General features: G+C 71.6%; 7 protein-coding genes. All 7 read right to left on the bottom strand.

All coding sequences use genetic code 11. The features are described 5' to 3' along the window. Positions 1-23: 23 nt before the first annotated feature. Positions 24-650: an RNA polymerase sigma factor gene (locus tag QTI20_RS00370; RefSeq protein ID WP_286550862.1), complete on the bottom strand. Its 627-nt coding sequence runs from the start codon at positions 648-650 to the stop codon at positions 24-26. A gap of 76 nt (positions 651-726) precedes the next feature. Beyond that, entirely contained in the window at positions 727-11,901 is an 11,175-nt protein-coding gene (locus QTI20_RS00365; RefSeq protein ID WP_286550863.1) for a filamentous hemagglutinin family protein, read from the bottom strand. Between the two features lie 197 nt (positions 11,902-12,098). Beyond that, the gene (locus QTI20_RS00360) at positions 12,099-13,103 is read right to left on the bottom strand and encodes a FecR family protein (protein ID WP_286550864.1); all 1,005 of its coding nucleotides are present in this window, start codon (positions 13,101-13,103) and stop codon (positions 12,099-12,101) included. 126 nt (positions 13,104-13,229) lie between these two features. After that, positions 13,230-13,742, bottom strand: coding sequence for an RNA polymerase sigma factor (locus QTI20_RS00355; RefSeq protein ID WP_286550865.1), 513 nt, complete (start codon positions 13,740-13,742; stop codon positions 13,230-13,232). Next, positions 13,735-14,505: a TonB family protein gene (locus tag QTI20_RS00350; RefSeq protein ID WP_286550866.1), complete on the bottom strand. Its 771-nt coding sequence runs from the start codon at positions 14,503-14,505 to the stop codon at positions 13,735-13,737. The genes QTI20_RS00355 and QTI20_RS00350 overlap by 8 nt, the downstream gene beginning before the upstream one ends. A gap of 297 nt (positions 14,506-14,802) precedes the next feature. Next, the gene (locus QTI20_RS00345) at positions 14,803-15,297 is read right to left on the bottom strand and encodes an arsenate reductase/protein-tyrosine-phosphatase family protein (RefSeq protein ID WP_286550867.1); all 495 of its coding nucleotides are present in this window, start codon (positions 15,295-15,297) and stop codon (positions 14,803-14,805) included. 167 nt (positions 15,298-15,464) lie between these two features. Continuing rightward, entirely contained in the window at positions 15,465-16,505 is a 1,041-nt protein-coding gene (locus tag QTI20_RS00340; protein WP_286550868.1) for an endonuclease/exonuclease/phosphatase family protein, read from the bottom strand. Between the last annotated feature and the right edge of the window lie 15 nt (positions 16,506-16,520).

The following is a 16,520-nucleotide window of genomic DNA, read 5'->3' as shown; positions in this document are numbered from 1 at the left end:
CCGGGGCCACGCGCCCCCCGTCTTCAGGGCTCGGGCGCCGCGCACGGTGCCTCGAACGCACGCCCGCCCTGGAGCGCATGCGGCCTCGCCTTCTCGGCACAGTGCCGCAGCGCCTGGCGCAGCACGGTGTCCAGGCGGCGCAACGACAGGGCATGGCGGCTGGCAACGTCCTGACGGGCCATCTCGTCGATGCGCAGCGCGATCAGCACCGCGCGGTGGCGGCGCGGCAGGTCCTGCAGCGCACGCTCCACCGCGGCCAGGTCGGCGCGCCCGGCCGCGATGTCCTCGGGCCCCGGCGCTTCATCGACAAAGTGCGCGAGCGCCTCGTCGGCGTCGCCCGCGCACTGCCATGCACGGTTGCTGCGCGCGCGATCGGTCGCGACGTTGCACGCCATGCGGTAGATGTAGGCCTCGGGACTCTGGACCGGATCGCTGATCGCCGATCGGCCCAGACGCAGCCACGCATCGTGCAGGCATTCGCTGGCCATGTCGGCGCAGCCGAGATGGCGCATCAGCTTGCGTTGCAGCTGGTCGTAGTGCGTCACCAGGAAGCCGCGCAAGGCCTGGCCGTGCCGTGCGTCGGCCGGCGCTGCGCAGGCGCTCCCGTCGCCGCACGCCGCCTCGAAATCACCGGGGGTGTGGAATGCCATGGTGGCTCTGCCTCGTGTGAAGGGCGATGGCGCCCCACCCTGCCGCCGCAGGATGGGGCGGACGGAACGACGCGGCTCAGCGGTCCTGGCGCAATTGACGGCGCTCTTGCTCCGTCAACAGGGCCCAGCCCCGGGTCTCGAAGTGCTGGCCGTTGCCCACCAGTCGCACGGGACTCGTGGCGTCGTAGCGCGGGGCGGTCGCCGCGGCCGCCGAAGGCCCGGCCGGAAGGGCCGCGCCGCCACGCTCGGGCGCCTCGCTGCCGAAGCCCAGCACCCGCACCGTGAACACCGAGGGCAGCGCCTGGCGCGCCGCCGCGCGTTCGCGCTGCAGCACCTCCTGCGCCGCCGCCGTGGCCTGCGCGGTCGCGGCGCTGGCGTTGGTCAGCGCGCCGATGTTCACCGCGGCGACCACCGGCAAGCCCGTGACGTCGCCTTCGCCCTGGATGTTGTCGGCGTTGAGCACGTGCAGGGCCGCCAGGTTGAGGTTGCCGGCGAAGCGGATGCCGGCATCGCCGGCGTTGATCGTGCCCTTGGGCGCCATCAGGTCGACGTCGCCGTCGCCCACGGTGCCGATGCCGCTGCCGCTCATGTCGGAACGCTCCGTCACCCGGGTCACGCCGTCGACGTCGGTCTTGACGATCGGCCTGGCGGGCACGCGCACGGTCTTGGCGCCGCGCCCCGCGTCCACGTCGCCGTTGCTCGACCAGATGATCATGTCGCTGCCGCGCTGGGTCGCCTCGGGCACGAAGGCCAGGATGCGCGAGCGGTTGACGACCACGCTGTCGTCGGCGAACAGGCCGATGTGGCCACCGGCCAGGGTCACGATGCCCTCGCCGGCCGCCGGGATGCGCGTGAGCGATGCCGCCTGCAGGTGGCCGCCCGGCGCCAGGACGTCGATGTCGCCGCCGCGCATGGTGCGCAGCGTCATGCTGTCGGCCAGCACGCTGCCCTTCCAGTCGCTGCCCGGGAACAGCGTCTCGATGGCGGCGTAGCCGCGGTTGTAGCCGCCATGCACCGGCTCGCCCTTGGCGTCGGGCGTGTTCTGGTTGCGTCCGGCTTCGCGCAGTTCCTGCTGGAACACGCGGCGCGCGAACACCTCCTGTGCCAAGGCCGGCAACGCGCGGAAACGGGCCCAGGCCGCGAGCGGATCGAAGGACTCGCCGGTCATCTCCTTCATGTAGGAAACGAGTCCGCGCTGCACGGTCTTGTCCTGCCCGCCGGCGCGCGTTTCCTGCGCGTCGAGCAGGTAGCGCGGCACCCGTGTGCCGTCGGCCAGCGTGCTCACCAGATGCGCCGGCATCGAGGCCACCCGGGCCGGGTCGAGGTAGGCGGCCACGAAGGCGGCGTAGTCCGGGTCCTTGCCCTGCAGGCCGGCCATGACCGTGATCGACGCGCCCTCGTCGGGCAGGTGCTGCACCCGGCTGCTTTCCTCGGGGAAGTTGTTCGCGTCCCAGCGCTGGATGTTGCCCTGGCTGATCGCGTTGACGTTGTAGACATCGCGGCCCGCCGACACCAGCAGGCCCCCGGGGCCCTGGATGCTGAGGGTGGCCGTGGTGTTCGGGTTGTTCATCAGCTGCGGGTCGGCGATGAGGCCGATGACGTCCTTGCCCGCCGCCAGCATCGAGACCTCGTCTGCATGGTTGTTGCGCAGGTCCAGCCGCAGCCCGCGGATGTCCTCGCCGGCGCGCAGCCAGAGCTGCTCGCTGGCCACCAGCTTGCTCGACACGCGGCGCACGATGTCGCCCGAGCGCGCGTAGATCCGGCTCGGCGCATGATCGTCGGCCAGCCAGTTCAACTCAGGGGTGGTGCTCTGCGGGGTGCCGACGAGGCCGCCCGTGGGATCGATCATCCACCGGCGCAGGGCCGACACCCAGTCGCGCATCGGATTGAAGGGCCGTGGCAGCATGTCGGGCGCACTCCGCGACATGACGATCTCGCCCAGCCGCACGTCCCGGTCGGCCAGCACCCGCAGTTCGGTCTGCGTCGAGGGCATCATGAACAGCAGGCCGGTGCGCGGCACGTAGTACAGCTGGTCGTCGGACTGCATCGGGTTGTACGAGCCGGTCTCGTTGCTCACCGAGCCGCTGAGCGCGGTCAGCGCGAGCTTCGACGGATAGGTGTCCTGCCCCTTCAGGCTGCCGATGTCCGCCGTGCCGAGCACCAGGTCGCCGCCCACCGAGCGAAGGTCGACCGCGCTGCGCGCGGTGTAGCCGCTCATGAAGCCGCCATAGATCGTGCTGCTGCCCTGGTAGACGTTGGTGTAGCGCTGGTCGGTCATCAACGGATCGGCCACCGTGCTCACGCGCAGGTCGCCCCGCGTGGTCACGCCCAGCACGCTGTCGCCGATGGCCAGGACCGGCGCCTGCGCGCCTGAGCCCGCCGTCATTTCGCCGGCCGTGATGCGGCCCTCGCCGCGGCCGATGTAGTACTGGCCGCCGCGGATGGCACCCTCGGCCGTCACCTTCATCGCGCCGCCGTTGCCCAGCACCAGCGTCATCGCTTCGCCCGCGGTGCGACCACCGCGCACCCGGCCATGGGTCGGCTGTGCGACCAGCAGGTCGTCGATGCCGCCACCGGCCTGCACCGTCACGTTGCCGCCGCCCAGCGCGCCCACGCCCTGGTTGAACTTTGCGTAGTCCACGAACCAGGTCGCCTGCTCGCCGGGCTGGAACGGCATGTCGACCGTGACCACCCCCGGGGTCCCCGAGAGGGTCGGCTCCTTGCGCCCCAGGCGCCGCAGCCATTCGCCGAAGAACTGCGCCTCGGCACCGGCCACCGCCACCGAGCGGATGTCGCCGCCCGTGCGCAGCTCGAGGTTGCCGCCCTGCACGCCATAGGCCGCCGTGGGCAGCGCCACCGTCCCGATGCTCGGGTTCCAGCTCGGCCCCTGCAGCTCGACCGACGAAGGCAGCGTCGTGAAATCGGCCCACACCGTGCTGTCGCTGCGGCCCGCCGTGTAGAGGACCGACGCCTGGTGGGCCAGGTCGAGGTCGCGGCCCGCGGCCAGTTGCAGGTCGCCCGTGCCGGTGCGCACCAGGGAGCCGGCCGTGGCGGTGCCGACCACCACGTTGCCACTGCCCGCCGCCAGTTGCGTGGACTGGCGCACCGACAGCGCGTTCGCCGCCGACAGGTCGGCACCGGCCACCAGCCGCAGATCCCACGAGGCGGCGTCCTGCAGCACGCCGCCGCGGCCCGCGGCGTCGAAGCCGTCGCTCAGGTTGGCGCCGATCACCAGGTTGCCGGCCGCCCGCAACGTCAGCCCGCCTTCGCGCAGCCCGGTCCCGAAGCTGGCGTACAGGTTCCAGTCGGTGCCGAGGCTCAGGTCGCCATCGCTGCGGATCTCGATGCCCGGCATCACGCTCAGCGGGCCCAGCCCGAGGCGCCGGGCGACGGCACCGGCGTGGGATGCGAACTGCTGCGCGTCGGCCACGGCCTGTGCCTTGACGGCATCGACCGATGGGCTGTCGTACACCGTCACGCCTTCCAGCACCGCCGAGCGTGCGCCGCTGACGGTGGCGTTCAAGGCCGTCACCGCGATCTCGTCGTGGCCTGCGTTCTGGCGCGCGCGCAGGCGCACGCGCCCGCCCTCGCCGCCGCCGACGTCGATCGCGCCGCCCTGCAGGTCCAGTTGTCCGCCGCTCGCTTCGAGCGTGATCCGGCCCGAGCCCAGTTCGGCGTCGGTGGCACCGGCCCGCAGCGAAGCGGCGTTGGTCATGGTCACGCCGCCGCCGCCGGCGACCGCGATGCGGCCGCCATAGGTCGAGCGCGCATCGATGGCGCCGGCCAGCGTCACCCGGCCCTGGTCGGCGCTGAGCCGGAAGTCCGCCACCTGCGTGCTGCCGTCGACGGTCACGTCGCCGCTGCGCACGCGGAAATCGCGCGCGGCGTCGAAGCCCGCCGCATTGAGGCGCGCGGCGAGCGCGCCGAAGCCGGGCAGTGCGGCGATGTTCAACGCAAAGCTCCCGCCCTGGCCGCCGGCGCCCGCCTGGGCGAGCAGCGCGCCGTCCAGCGACACCGTGCCCGCGCCAGCGGTCTCGATGCTCAGCGTGCCGGCATTGCCGCCATCGGCATGGGCCGCCAGGGCCAGGGTCGAGCCGGCCGCCTGCACGATGTGGCCCTGGCCGGCCTGCAGCGTGATGCGGCCTGCATCGGCGTAGGCGGCCACGTCGAAGAAACGCTTGGCGAAGCCGCCGACATCGATGCGCGAGCCTGCCGCCAGTTGCAGGTCGCCGGTCAAGGCCTGGAGCGACACGCTGCCGCCGAGCGCCACGATGCGCCCCTCGACGCCGACCGAGCCGCCGGTGAGCGACAGCGAGGAGCCCAGGCTGTCCTCCGCTTCGGCCGCCGATGCGGCGCCCGGCGCATGCGCGAGCGTCAATGCACCGGTGGTCGTCACCGCCTGGCGCGCGCCGCGCTGGCCGGTGAGCACGGGGGTGTGCAGCACGAGATCGATCGCCCCCGCATCCAGGCTGCCGCTGCCGACGGCCAGCACGCGCTGGCGACCGCCGAACGCGATCGACGCAAAGCCGTCGATCCGTTTGTCGCCGCTGCCCAGTCGCAGTTCGTCGGCCGTGAGGCGCAGGCTGCCGAGGCCGGAGCCGTTGCCGCCCACGGACGCACCGCTGCTGTTGCTCAGCGTCAGCAGGGCGGCGTCCACCACCACGTCGCCGCCCTGCCCCGACAAGCGCTGCGCATCGAGCACCACGCTGCGAAGGCCGGCGCCGCCGAAGTCCACGTTGCCGTGGAAGTCGATGCTGCCGTAGCTGCGCAAGGTGAGTTCGCGCGTGTCGGCCAGTTGGGCCAACGAGCCGGCACCGAGCACCAGGCCTTCGCTGCCACCGCCCAGCCCGATGCGCCCGGAGGCCACCGACAGCGCTTCGCCGGACAGGCGGGCACTCGGCGCCAGCAGGGTGGTGCGCGTGGCGTCGATCAGCAGCGACGCGCCGCCGGCCAGCGTGGCGCCGGCGCCGATCTGCATCACGCCGCCCTGCGTCGCATCGACCGCCGAGCGCACCACCTGCGCCGTTCCCGCGTTCGACAGCCGCAGCAATGCACCCCAGTCGCGCGCCGGCGAGACCAGCACGTCGTCGGCCGCGTCGAGCTGGTCGATCACGCCGTCGCGGTTGTCGTCGAGCTGGCCGTCGGGGTCGGCATAGACCGCCTTCTGCCGCGGCTTGACGATGAGGTTGGTGCCGCGGCCATCCGCCTTTCCGACGGCGCGGATGACGCTGCCGTCCGCGACCTTCACTGCATCGGTCGCGGCCAGGATGATCTCGGGTCCGCCGAGGGCGCTGCCGGCGTCGTTGCGCACCAGGATCTCGCTGGCCTCGATGTCCAGCGCCAGCCCGAGCGCATCGCCGGAGCGGGTGCCCCCGACCAGCAGGCTGCCCGCGCCGAAGTTCGACAGCATGTCCGCTGCCAGCACCAGGAAGCCCTCCGCGCGGAGCGCCGACGGGTCCTGCCCGGCGCCGACGATGGCGATCTTGTCGGCCACGATGTCGACCAGGCCACCGCGGCCGGTCTCGCCGTCCGGCCCCCTGCCGCCGCGCGCCTGCAGGCTGCCGCCGAGCTGCAGCTGCTGCGCGGCGCGCAGCACCACCGCCCCCGCATCCATCGGCAGCCGCGGCGTGACGATGTCGATGCCGGTCAGCCGGTACTGCGTGAGCTTGAAGGCCTCGGAGGCGAAGAAGGTGTTGGCCTGGGCCTCGTTGTATTGGCTGTACTGGCGCAACTGGGCGCCGTTCATCACCTGCCACCAGCCGCTGCGGGCATCGGCCGAACCGGCCAGCGCATTGCCTTCGCGGCCCGCCATCACCACCGAGCCGTCCGCCCGTATTGCCGTGCCAGCCGGCGGGTTGCCGAGCGTGGCCGGTGCGCCGGTGGGCAGCACCAGGAAGGCCCCCGGCAGCGCCGCGTAGCTGGCCGGCAGCAGCGTGTACCAGCCGGCCGTGAGGCCATTGCCGCCCGCCAGCCAGAGGCTGTGGCCGGCGCGCGCGGGCATGCCGGGCGCCACCGCCGAGGCATGGCCGGGCACCACCGCGTAGGCGCCCGGCAGCGTCAGGATGTCGTGCGAGCCGCCGCTGCCCGGCACGAACTCACGCGCGACCATGTCGCCGCCACCGCGGATGTCGATCACCGAGCCGGCGGCCACGTCGACCGACGCCCCCTGCAGCACGATGCGTTTTTCCGGCGGTGCGGACATGCCGCGTTCGCCTTCCAGCTGGAAGGGGCCGGTCCAGTACTCGTTGTTGAGGAGCGCACCGTAGGGCACCCGCAGGCCGTCGCCGGAGACCGAGGTGAGGCTGCCGGCGCCGAGTACCAGCCGTTCGCCGGCGGCCAGCGTGAGTTGCCCGAAGGGCGCGCGCAACACGCCGTGCTGCTCGATCACCGGGGCCGTCAGGGTGAGCGCGCCACCGGCGGACAGCGGTGCCGCCGGCGTCGCGCCCTTGCCATGCACCTCGATCGAACGGCTGGCGACGATCTTCGCGTCGACACCGGTCGACGGGTACACCTGGCCCGCCTCGATGCGCAAGCTGCCGTCGACGTCGAGCGTGGCCTCGCGCGCGCCGGTGGGCTCGGCCCCGCTGCCGGGCGTGACCACCGTGAAGCGCAGTGCGTCCGCCGCCACCGTGGTCTGCGCAAAGCCGCGCAAGCTGGCCGGGCCGTGGATGGCACCCGCGTTGCGGCCGCCGTACACGTCGACGGTATCGGCCTGCAGCCGCAGGTGGCCCGCGAGTTCGTCCGCGGGCGCGGCCTTGGCGCTGGAGCCGGTGCGCTGCAGCGCGATGTAGGGCGCCACCAGGCTGGCGCCGGCCGACTCGCCGGGCGCACGGGCGAGCATGCCGTCCACCGTGATCGAACGGCCGGCGCTCAGGTGCACGTCGCCCAGTTCCACCCGTCCGCTGGCCTTCAGCGCGAGGTCCGCGAACCCGCCCGACGCCATCGCGCCGGGACGCACGGTGAGCAGCGAACGCGTCGGCTGGATGGCGCGCAGGTCGATGCCGACGCCGTCGCGGAACCCATCCAGCGCGGCGTCATCGAGCCCGTAGGCCGCGAAGTCGATCGTGCCACTGCCGGCCTGCAAGGCCGCGTCGGTGACCGACAGGCCCGCGCGCAAGGAGTTGCTGAGCGCGTCGATGAAGGCCTGCGTCAGCACCATGCGCGGGAAGCCGGGCATGCCGTAGTCTTCCAGCACCTTCGCGAAATCGACGCCGATCACCTGCGACGGATCGCAGAAGCCGACGATGCCGCAGAACTGCTGCACCAGCAGCTGGCCCGGATCGCCCTGCACCGAGGGATCCGCGTGGGTGAGCGACAGCGAACCGCCATGCGCGCCGGCGCCGCCGGCCCGCGCGACCAGGCGGCCTGCGATCAGGCCCTTGCCGGTGACCGCGATGCTGCCGCCATGGCTGGCCACCTCCAGGCCGACGCTTTCATGCCACGCGGACGGCACGCTGTCGAGCACGGCCTGCGTGCCCGAGACATCGATCAGCGAGCCCGTCTCCAGCGCCAGGTCGGCGGCCCGGAGCGTGACGCGCCCGCCGTCGAGCACACGGCCGATGCGCCGCCCCCGGGCGTCGTCATGGACCACCGCCGCGCCGCGCGCCAGCAGGCTCGCGCCCTCGGCCAGGGTCAGGGTGGTGGCCGCGCTCACGCTGATCGCGCCGGCCGGCGCCTCGACCGTGCCCCGGACGTCGACGGCGGTAGCGTTGAGCGACAAGGTGCCGCCGGTGTCGACCCGGATGCTCGCGTCCCGGCCCACCCGCAGGTCGCCCTGGCCCATGGTCGAGAGGCTCAGGGACGCCGGCGCGCGCGCCAGCCGTTGCTCGGGCCGCAGCGGCGAGGCCGTCAGCAGATCGCCCAGCCGGCTGCCGCTGGCGATCGCCTCGTGGTCGACACCGACCATGTCCCAACCGAGCGGCACGAGCCCGATCCGCGTGCCGTCGGCGATGTCCACCGGGCCCGGCACTTCCAGCGACACGGCGCGGAAGCCGCGGTCGCCATAGAACGTGCTCGGCAGGCGCCACGCGTCGGCCAGCGGCGGACCGCCGATGCTCAGCTGGTCTTGCGCCAGCACCAGCGCGAGCGAGCCGCCCGAGCCGGCAGCGAAGGCCTGGAGGTCCAGCCGGTCGAGGTCCTTGCCGGCCACGCCGTCGAGGCGGATGCTGCCGGCATCGCCCATGTCCAGCTTCTTCTTGCTGCCCTCGCGCCAGCCCCGGCCACCGCCGGAGACGACGAGGGTCGCGGGGCCTTCCACATGCAGCCTGGCCGCCTCGAGCGAGATCGAGCCGCCGTCCTTGGCGAGCACCTCCACCGCCCGGCCGTTCAAGGTCTCGTTGTGCCATTGCCCGCCGACGTCGATGCGCGCGCCGTCGCCCAGCGTCACGCTGCCGCCGGTGGGGTCCTGGTTCGCCAGCACGACCGCGCCGCCCGCGCTTCGCAGCGTGCCGTCGATCCGGAAGTCGAGCCTCGAGGTGTTGCCCGCGCTGGCGGTGATGGTGAACGCGGTCCTGGGCGCCAGCCTCAGTTCCGTGTCCTTGGCCAGCGTGAAATTGCCGCCCACGGCGAGTTGGATGCTGCCCAGGCCGCTGCGCTCCAGCATGCCGGCATCGAACCAGCTGGCGGTGCTGCCGTCGGCCTGCCGCCAGCGCGTGTCGAGCGCGGTGGCGCGGGTGAAGTCGCTGCCCAATTGCTCGGGCGCATCCGAGATGGTGAGCGCGCCCAGGTTCCAGGGCCACTCGAGGTTGCTGCCCCCGCCGAAGGTCCAGCGGCCGGCCTTGGCCGTGCCTGCGTCGCCCTGCTGGCGCTCACCGACCACCGTGCCGCCGGCCAGGTCGCCCTCGAGCACCACGCCCTGCCCCACGTACATCTGCATCGCACCGGCCCCTCGGCCCTCGGTGTAGCCGGCCTCGAAGGCCTTGCCCGACAGCAGGGGCGACAGGAAGGTCTCGTTGACGTTCCAGCGCGCGTGCTCGCTGATGAAGCGCCCGGCGATGCTGTCGTACACCAGGTCCGGCGAGGCGTTGGCCATGGTGTGAAGGCGGCCGTCCTGGCTGCGGATCCTGCTGGTGGTGTTCCAGCCGCCGGCGTAGCGCACCGAGCCGCCCGAGATGTCCAGCAGCGAGCCCGGGCGGGCGATCAGGTCGCCGCCGGTCTTGAGGTTGATGCTGCCGCCGGTGGCGGAGAGTTCCTGCAGGTCGGTCTTGCCGACGCCGATCCACCCCGAGACGTCGGCCAGCGGCGTGCCTTGCCAGGCGCCGGCGTCGCCACCCCACCGCACGCCCGACATCGGGCCGTGCGCGAACACGCCGCTCGCGCGCCGGTCGACGATGAGCTTCTGCCCGCGCAGCCAGCTGTCGCGCAAGAGCGGCGAATCGCGCAACTCGTTGATGCGCAGGTCGACCTCGATGAAGTTGCGCTCGATCGGCACGGCCACCTCCTGCAGGCCTGCCGTGCTGACCACCGCCCCGCTGTCGATGTAGATGCGGCTCGTGTCGTTGGCGCGGGCACCGAAGCCCGGCGTGATGACCTGCTTGTTGCCGGCGACATAGGGCACCGTGGCCGCCACGATGTCGACCAGGCCCGAGGGCGCCATCGTCAGGCTGCCGGGACGCAGGTCGATCAGCTTGCCGTACAGGCTGATGGAGCCGGGCGTGTAGCGCATGGCGAGGTCGGTGGCCTCGATCTGGCTGGTGTCCTCGGCGTCGGGCCGGACCCGCGTGACGCTGCCTTCGCCCATGGTCAGCGTGCCGGCCGACCAGCTCGCGGAGCCGTAGTTGAAGCCCTCGAAGATGCCCGCGCCGCCGAACAGCTGGCCCTGCGCCCATGCCCGCAGGCGGATGCTGCCGTCGCGGTTGTTGAGCGCGGTGCTGGCCGTGAGCACGCCCATCTGGCGCACGTCGCGCGCCTGCAGGGTGATGTTGCCGCGGTCCGAGTGGATGGTGCCGGTGTTCAGGACGTTGTAGTCGAGCGCCGCCGCGCGGGCGTCCAGCGCCGGCAGGATCTCGGCCGCCAACCGCGCCTGGAAGTCATGGAACGCATAGATGGGCCCCTGGGTCACGGCCTGGTTGATGTTCGAGTACAGCGTGAGGTAGGGCATCGGCCCCGACACCGCCACGTCGAGCCCGCGCACACCGTTGACGTCCTCGGACAGCCACACCTGCTCGCCGGCGGCCAGGATGACCTGGCCGTCCCTCGCGTGGAGCCGGCCCGCGTTGCTCACTTGCGTACCGAGCAGCATCAGCTTGCCGCCCTTTTCCACCTGGATCTGCGCGCCGGCCTGCACGCTCACGGTGCCGGGCGTCGGGGCCGTCGGCGCCCAGGCGTCGGCGCGATCGAAGTTCGGCGTCACCGTCGGCGCGTGGTCGCCGAAGGCCGGCAGCAGCGTGTCGCCCGCCCAGACGTGCGCCATGCTGGTCGGGTTGTTGATGCCCCGCATGAACTGCGCGTCCGACAGGGCCAGCGACGAGGCGATCAGCGTGCGCGTGTTGACCTGCGCGCTGCCGTTGAAGACGATGCCGTTGCGGTTGACGATGTAGACCGCGCCGTCGGCCTGGATCTGGCCCGCGATCTGGCTCGGCTTGCCGCTGGGGTCGTTGATGCGGTTGAGCGCGATCCAGCCGTTGGTGCCGTCGGCCTTCGCGCCGCCCTTCTGGTCGAACTTCACCGTGGTGTTCCGGCCCACGTTGAAGCGCTCCCAGTTGAGGATCGCCTTCTCGTCGGTCTGCTCGATGCCCACCACCGTGCGCCCGTCCGCGACGCTCTGCACCGGCGCCTTGGCGTTGAGCCAGCCGGCCGTGAGGCTGTTCGTGTCGACCTTGAGGCCACCGTCCACGAGGCCATCGGGCACCGTGGCCGTGCCGTTCGATGCCGCCAGCCGCGCCGCTTCCTGGGCCGCCTGCTGCGCCGCGATGCCGCGTGCCGCGAGGTTGAGGTTGTCGAGCGAGCGCTGCATCTGCGCGCTGTCGCGCTGCTGCGTGGGGTTCGTGAGGCTCGACACCGGCTGGCCGTTGGGCAGCCGGCCCGTAGCCTGCGCCGTGCCCTGGATCACGTTCTTCTGCGCCAGCCAGGCCGCGCCCAGCGCGCGCTGCGCGTGGGCATCGGCGAGCACGCCGCCGGCCGCCAGCATCATGGCGACGACGCGCGCCGTTGGTGCCATGCGGAAACTCCGCCCGCGCAGGGCCGTGCGGCCCGCCGTGGCGACCCTGGTGGCCGTCTTCGTTGCTGCGCTCTTGTGTCCGCCTGTGCTCATGTGAAATTCCAGCCCGTAGTGATGCAAGGATCACCGTGCCGCCTGCGCCATGCAGCCGGTCACGGTCACGGAATTCCGACCATCGCCTGCAACCGATCGCGGGCGCATCACGGACAGGATCCCGATACGCTAGGACGAACGGAAGCCGCGACAACCTCCAACTTTCTTTTTCGAGCGGCCCTTCTGCGGCCCCGGCTTCAGCCCAGCAGCACGAGGCCGCCGGGCAGCGTGCGGACGCGCAACGCGAACATCTGCTGCAGCTGCGCGAACACGGCGTCCAGGGATGCGATGAGGAAGCGACCGCTGATCCGGCTGTCCTGCGCGGAGCGCCGCAGGAGCACGACGCGTCCCGCGCGGTAGCGGTTGATCTCGGCGACCACGTCGCTCAGGCGGGCCTCGTCGAACACGAGCTCTCCGCGCCGCCAGGCCGACATCGACGCCGGGTCGACGCTCGCCACACCGCTCAGCGCATGCGCGTCGTAGACCGCCTGCTGGCGCGCCTTCAGCGTTCGCGTTCCCGCCGGATGCACCACCTGCACCGCGCCCGCGACGCAGGTCACGCAGACCCTGCCGTCGAGGTTGCGGACCTCGAAGCGCCCGGCATCGGCGCTGCTGCGGCCGGCCCCCGCGGTGACGGCAAAGGAAGCGCCGCCGGACGGAAGGTCGATGGCGGCCTCGCCCGTGATCAGTTCGAGGCTCGCCGCGTGGCTGTCGCCGCCGGCCCCGCGGCGCACGCTGGTCTGGGTGTTCAACATCACCTGGACCCGATCGGCCAGCACCAGCGTGCGCTGCTCGCCCGTGATCGTGCGATCGTCGGCCCCCCATTCCGACGGTGCGCGCCAGAGCCCCGCCGGCGGATAGGCCACCGCCATGCCGGCCACGCCCGCCACGGCCGCCGCGCCCACCGCGGCACCGAGGAATGCGCGGCGGTCGGGGCGCGTGCCATGCAGCGCACGCCGGTGCGCCTCGTCCGCGCCGGGATGCGTTTGCAGGAAGGCCCGCGATGCCGGCGCCAGTGCGTCCCAATGCCTCCTGGCCTCGCTGAAGGCTGCCTTGTGGGCCGGGCTGGCCTGCAGCCAACGCTGGAAGCCATCGGTGTCGTAGGCCTTGACCTGCGTGGACGTGAGCAGGCGCAGCCAGACGCGCGCCTGGGTGCGCACGGCATCGCTGCCATCGGTCACTTCGTCGGCGCGCGGGTTCATCGTGTCAGCCCCTCGGCGGACACGCGGCCGCCGACGCCGGCAAGAGGCCGGGCGAACGGGTGCACGCGGGAGGGGCGACGAGGCTTCTCATCCCCTAGGACGAACGACGGCACGCCAAACCTCCAACTATTTTTTTTCATGCTTCATGTGCGCGTCCAGAAAGTCATGCGCGCGTCTCAATTCGTGCTCGACGGCGCTGGTCGAGATGCCCAGCCGCCGCGCCACTTCCTTCTGCGGCAGGTGTTCGAGCCGCACCAGCATGAGGATGGTCCGGCGCCGTTCCGGCAGCCGCTCCATGAGCTTGACCACCTTGTCGAGCTCGGACCGGGTCTCGGCCGCCTGCGCCGGGCCGGGCGCCGGATCGGCCAGCTCCATCAGGGCGTTGACCTCCTCGAAGGACACGGAGCGGCTTTGACGGCGCTGGATGTCCACCGCGATGTTGACGGCCATGCGCACCAGGTAGCCCGTGGGGCTCTGGACCGGGCTCTCCTCCTCCTTGCCGTGCAGCCGCACCCAGGTGTCCTGCAAGGCATCGCCCGCGAGCTCGCTGTTGCCCAGCACCTGGGTCAGGCGGCGACGGAGGTGGGCGTAGTGCTTGGCCAGGTAGTCCGTCAGGGCGAGTCGCGCATCTTCAGTCATGTGCCGACGCGGTTGCGCGCTCCGTCCCTGACGGCGTGCCCGCGCAGCGTGGCCCGCTGCCCTGCGCGAAGGGCAGGATGAGCAGGGTCAGGGGTTGCGGCATCTCCGGCGGCGGGGCGCGCTCCATGCGCACACGCTGCAGCGCGGCGATGACCGCCCCGTCGCGCGCCGCCGTGCCGGTCGAGCCGAGCATTCGCGCGGCATGGACATGGCCGTCCGCATCGATCCGGAAGCGCAACAGCGAGCGCCAGCGGCCCGGTGTGGTCCGGGCGTCCGCGCAAAGGGTTTGCCAGATTCGCGCCTGCACCCATCCGCCGTACGCGAAGTCGACCCCTGGCGCGTCCGGGTCCGCGTCGGGCTGGCGCGCGTCCGCGGCCTTCAAGGTATAGGTATCCGCGGGCCCCGCATCCACCTTCGCCGGCACCAGGCCCGTGCCATCGAGCAGGCGGTGCAGCGCGGCACCGGGCTCGTAATCGCCCTGCAAGGGAGACGAGGTGCGCCCCGCCACCATCGTTCCATGGAACAGGATCGGCCGACCCGAGACCGAGGCATAGCGATGCAGGGCGGCGGCCAGGGGCTGTGCCGGAATGTCGAAGCGTTGGAGGCGCACGGCGAACGCCCTGTCCGACGCCGGCTGACGCCCATCGGCCCCGACCCTCAGACCGTCGCCGTCGATCTCGGCGGCCGGCGCGGAGACGGCGAAGCCGCAGAAGGCCCATGCGAGCGCCTGGCTACGGTTCAGGCGGCCGGCGTACGCGCACACCTGCGACGACCTCTGCAACTCGCACAGGCACGAAGGCACGCCCGGGTGCCGCGACGATGCGGCCAGCCGAACGATGAGGCGAATCGGATTGACAAGCGATGAGGCCCATTGCGCAAAATTCCATCATCGTGCCGGGATGTGTCTTCTTTGTTACGGCCGCGCGCGCACACGGGCCGGGCGAGAGGGAATGCCTGCCTGTGGAACGAGGTGCGGCTTTCAGCCTTGCCTGCGTCTATCTCGGGTCGAGCGCCGTGCGCGGCACGGGCCGGCCGCTCGGGCCGGTGGCGACGCGTCGCGCTAGTGCCAGTGCGCGAGGTCTCGCACATCGCCGCGAACGGCGCTGCGATCCGCCCCGCGCAAGGGGAGGCTCGACAGCAGTTCGAGCCTGCGGCGCAACGCGTAAAGCATCCGGATCGCGGCGACGGCCGTTTCCTCCGCGTCCATGCCGACGGCGATGTCCGGGAAGGGCCAGGTCGCCACTTCAGGCTGGCCCGGCCAGCGCGGTGCCGATTGCGGCAACTCGGCATCGAGCGTGATCACGAAGTCCGCAACGGGTGCGCCACGCCGCAGCACCGCATCCCATGCTTTCGGACGGCCCGCGGGCAGCGCGATGCCGGCGCTGTTCAGGGCGCCGATCGCCGCCGGATGGAACTGCGCGGCCACCTGACCTGGCTGGCCACCCGACGAAACCACGAACTTGGTGGGGTTCAGATGCGAGAGACAGGCCTCGGCCAGGACGCTGCGCAGGGAGTTCCGGCGTGAGATGAAAACAATGCGCAAACGCTCACTCATGCGTTCACTATAGGCGCGGCGGAACGCCCGCGCCAGCGCGCACGAGAGGCGCGTCGACACCGGCGCGACACGGTGGATTCAGGGGCGCCCGTGGTGTCGTTCGGCGGCGTCAGCACCGCTTTCTGTCCCTCGCTCGAGGCCCCGTTGCGCAGAAGCCGCCCCCGGCTTCAGACACCGCTCTTCGTGATCGGCTTGTACTGGAAGGTGGCGCGGATGATGCCGTGGTCGTTGGTGCCCAGGCCCTTGTGGTCGTCGAAATTCAGGTGGTCGTTGTTGATGATCAGGCCATCGAACATCCACAGGCGCTTTCGGCTGTTGTCGTAGAACTCCTGGCTCACCAGCACATGGTCCAGCGATTCCCGGATGTCCTGGTGGATGTGCGTGTAGTAGACGTCGCGCGTGTCGCGGTATTCCTGCAGCGTCTGGGCCGTGTAGAGCGCGGTGTCGCCGCCGCCCTTCGAGTCGCCCACCAGGTAGCGCGGCTGGTCGGTGAGGATGTTGGCGGTGTTGCTGTGCTGGCCGTCGTTGATGTCGCCCAGCACGATCACCGGCGTGTCGTTGCCTTTCATCGACTCGCTCAGCAGGAAGCGCAGTGCGGCCGCCTCGGCGGTGCGGCGGATGGTGGACAGCGCGGCGCCCAGGCCGTCGCCGTGCTTGCCGTAGGTGTCCTTGTCCGCCTTGTACCAATCCTCGTTGAAGACCTTCGTGGGGGCTTTGGACTTGAAATGGCAGACGTAGACATGCACGTCCGGGCCGTCTTCGCGCGGCTGGATCGTGAAGTGCAGCACCGGGCGCGAGAAGCCGCGGATGTTGACCTCGATCAGCGGCGTCTGCGGGTCGTCGCCCCTGGAGCGCAGCACGAAGGCCTCGGGAAAGTCGCTGATCCAATCCGGCGCGCTGCTCAACAGGCCCTTGCGAACGATGCCTGCGCACACGATCTTCGTGCCCTTGGCATCGCCCGGCACCAGCACCTCGTACAGGTCGGTCAAGCCGGCGGCATCGAGCACCGCCGCCATCGCGTCCGCATGCCAGAGCTCCTGGAAACCGACCACATCGGCATCGAGCAATTGCAGCTGCCGGGCCGTCCAGCCGATCTTGCTGTCGTACTGCGCCTGGCTCCACCCCTCCTGGTTCGCGTACATCCGAAGGCCGGGCAGATTGAGATTGAACAGGTTGAACGTGGCGATGCCGAGTCGGGACAGTTTCATCGTGCGCTCCTGGAG

It is taken from the genome of Variovorax sp. J2P1-31 (assembly GCF_030317215.1).
Taxonomy (GTDB): domain Bacteria; phylum Pseudomonadota; class Gammaproteobacteria; order Burkholderiales; family Burkholderiaceae_C; genus Variovorax.
The sequence above is the reverse complement of the archived record's forward strand: the minus strand, read 5'-3'. Positions and strand labels throughout refer to the sequence as shown.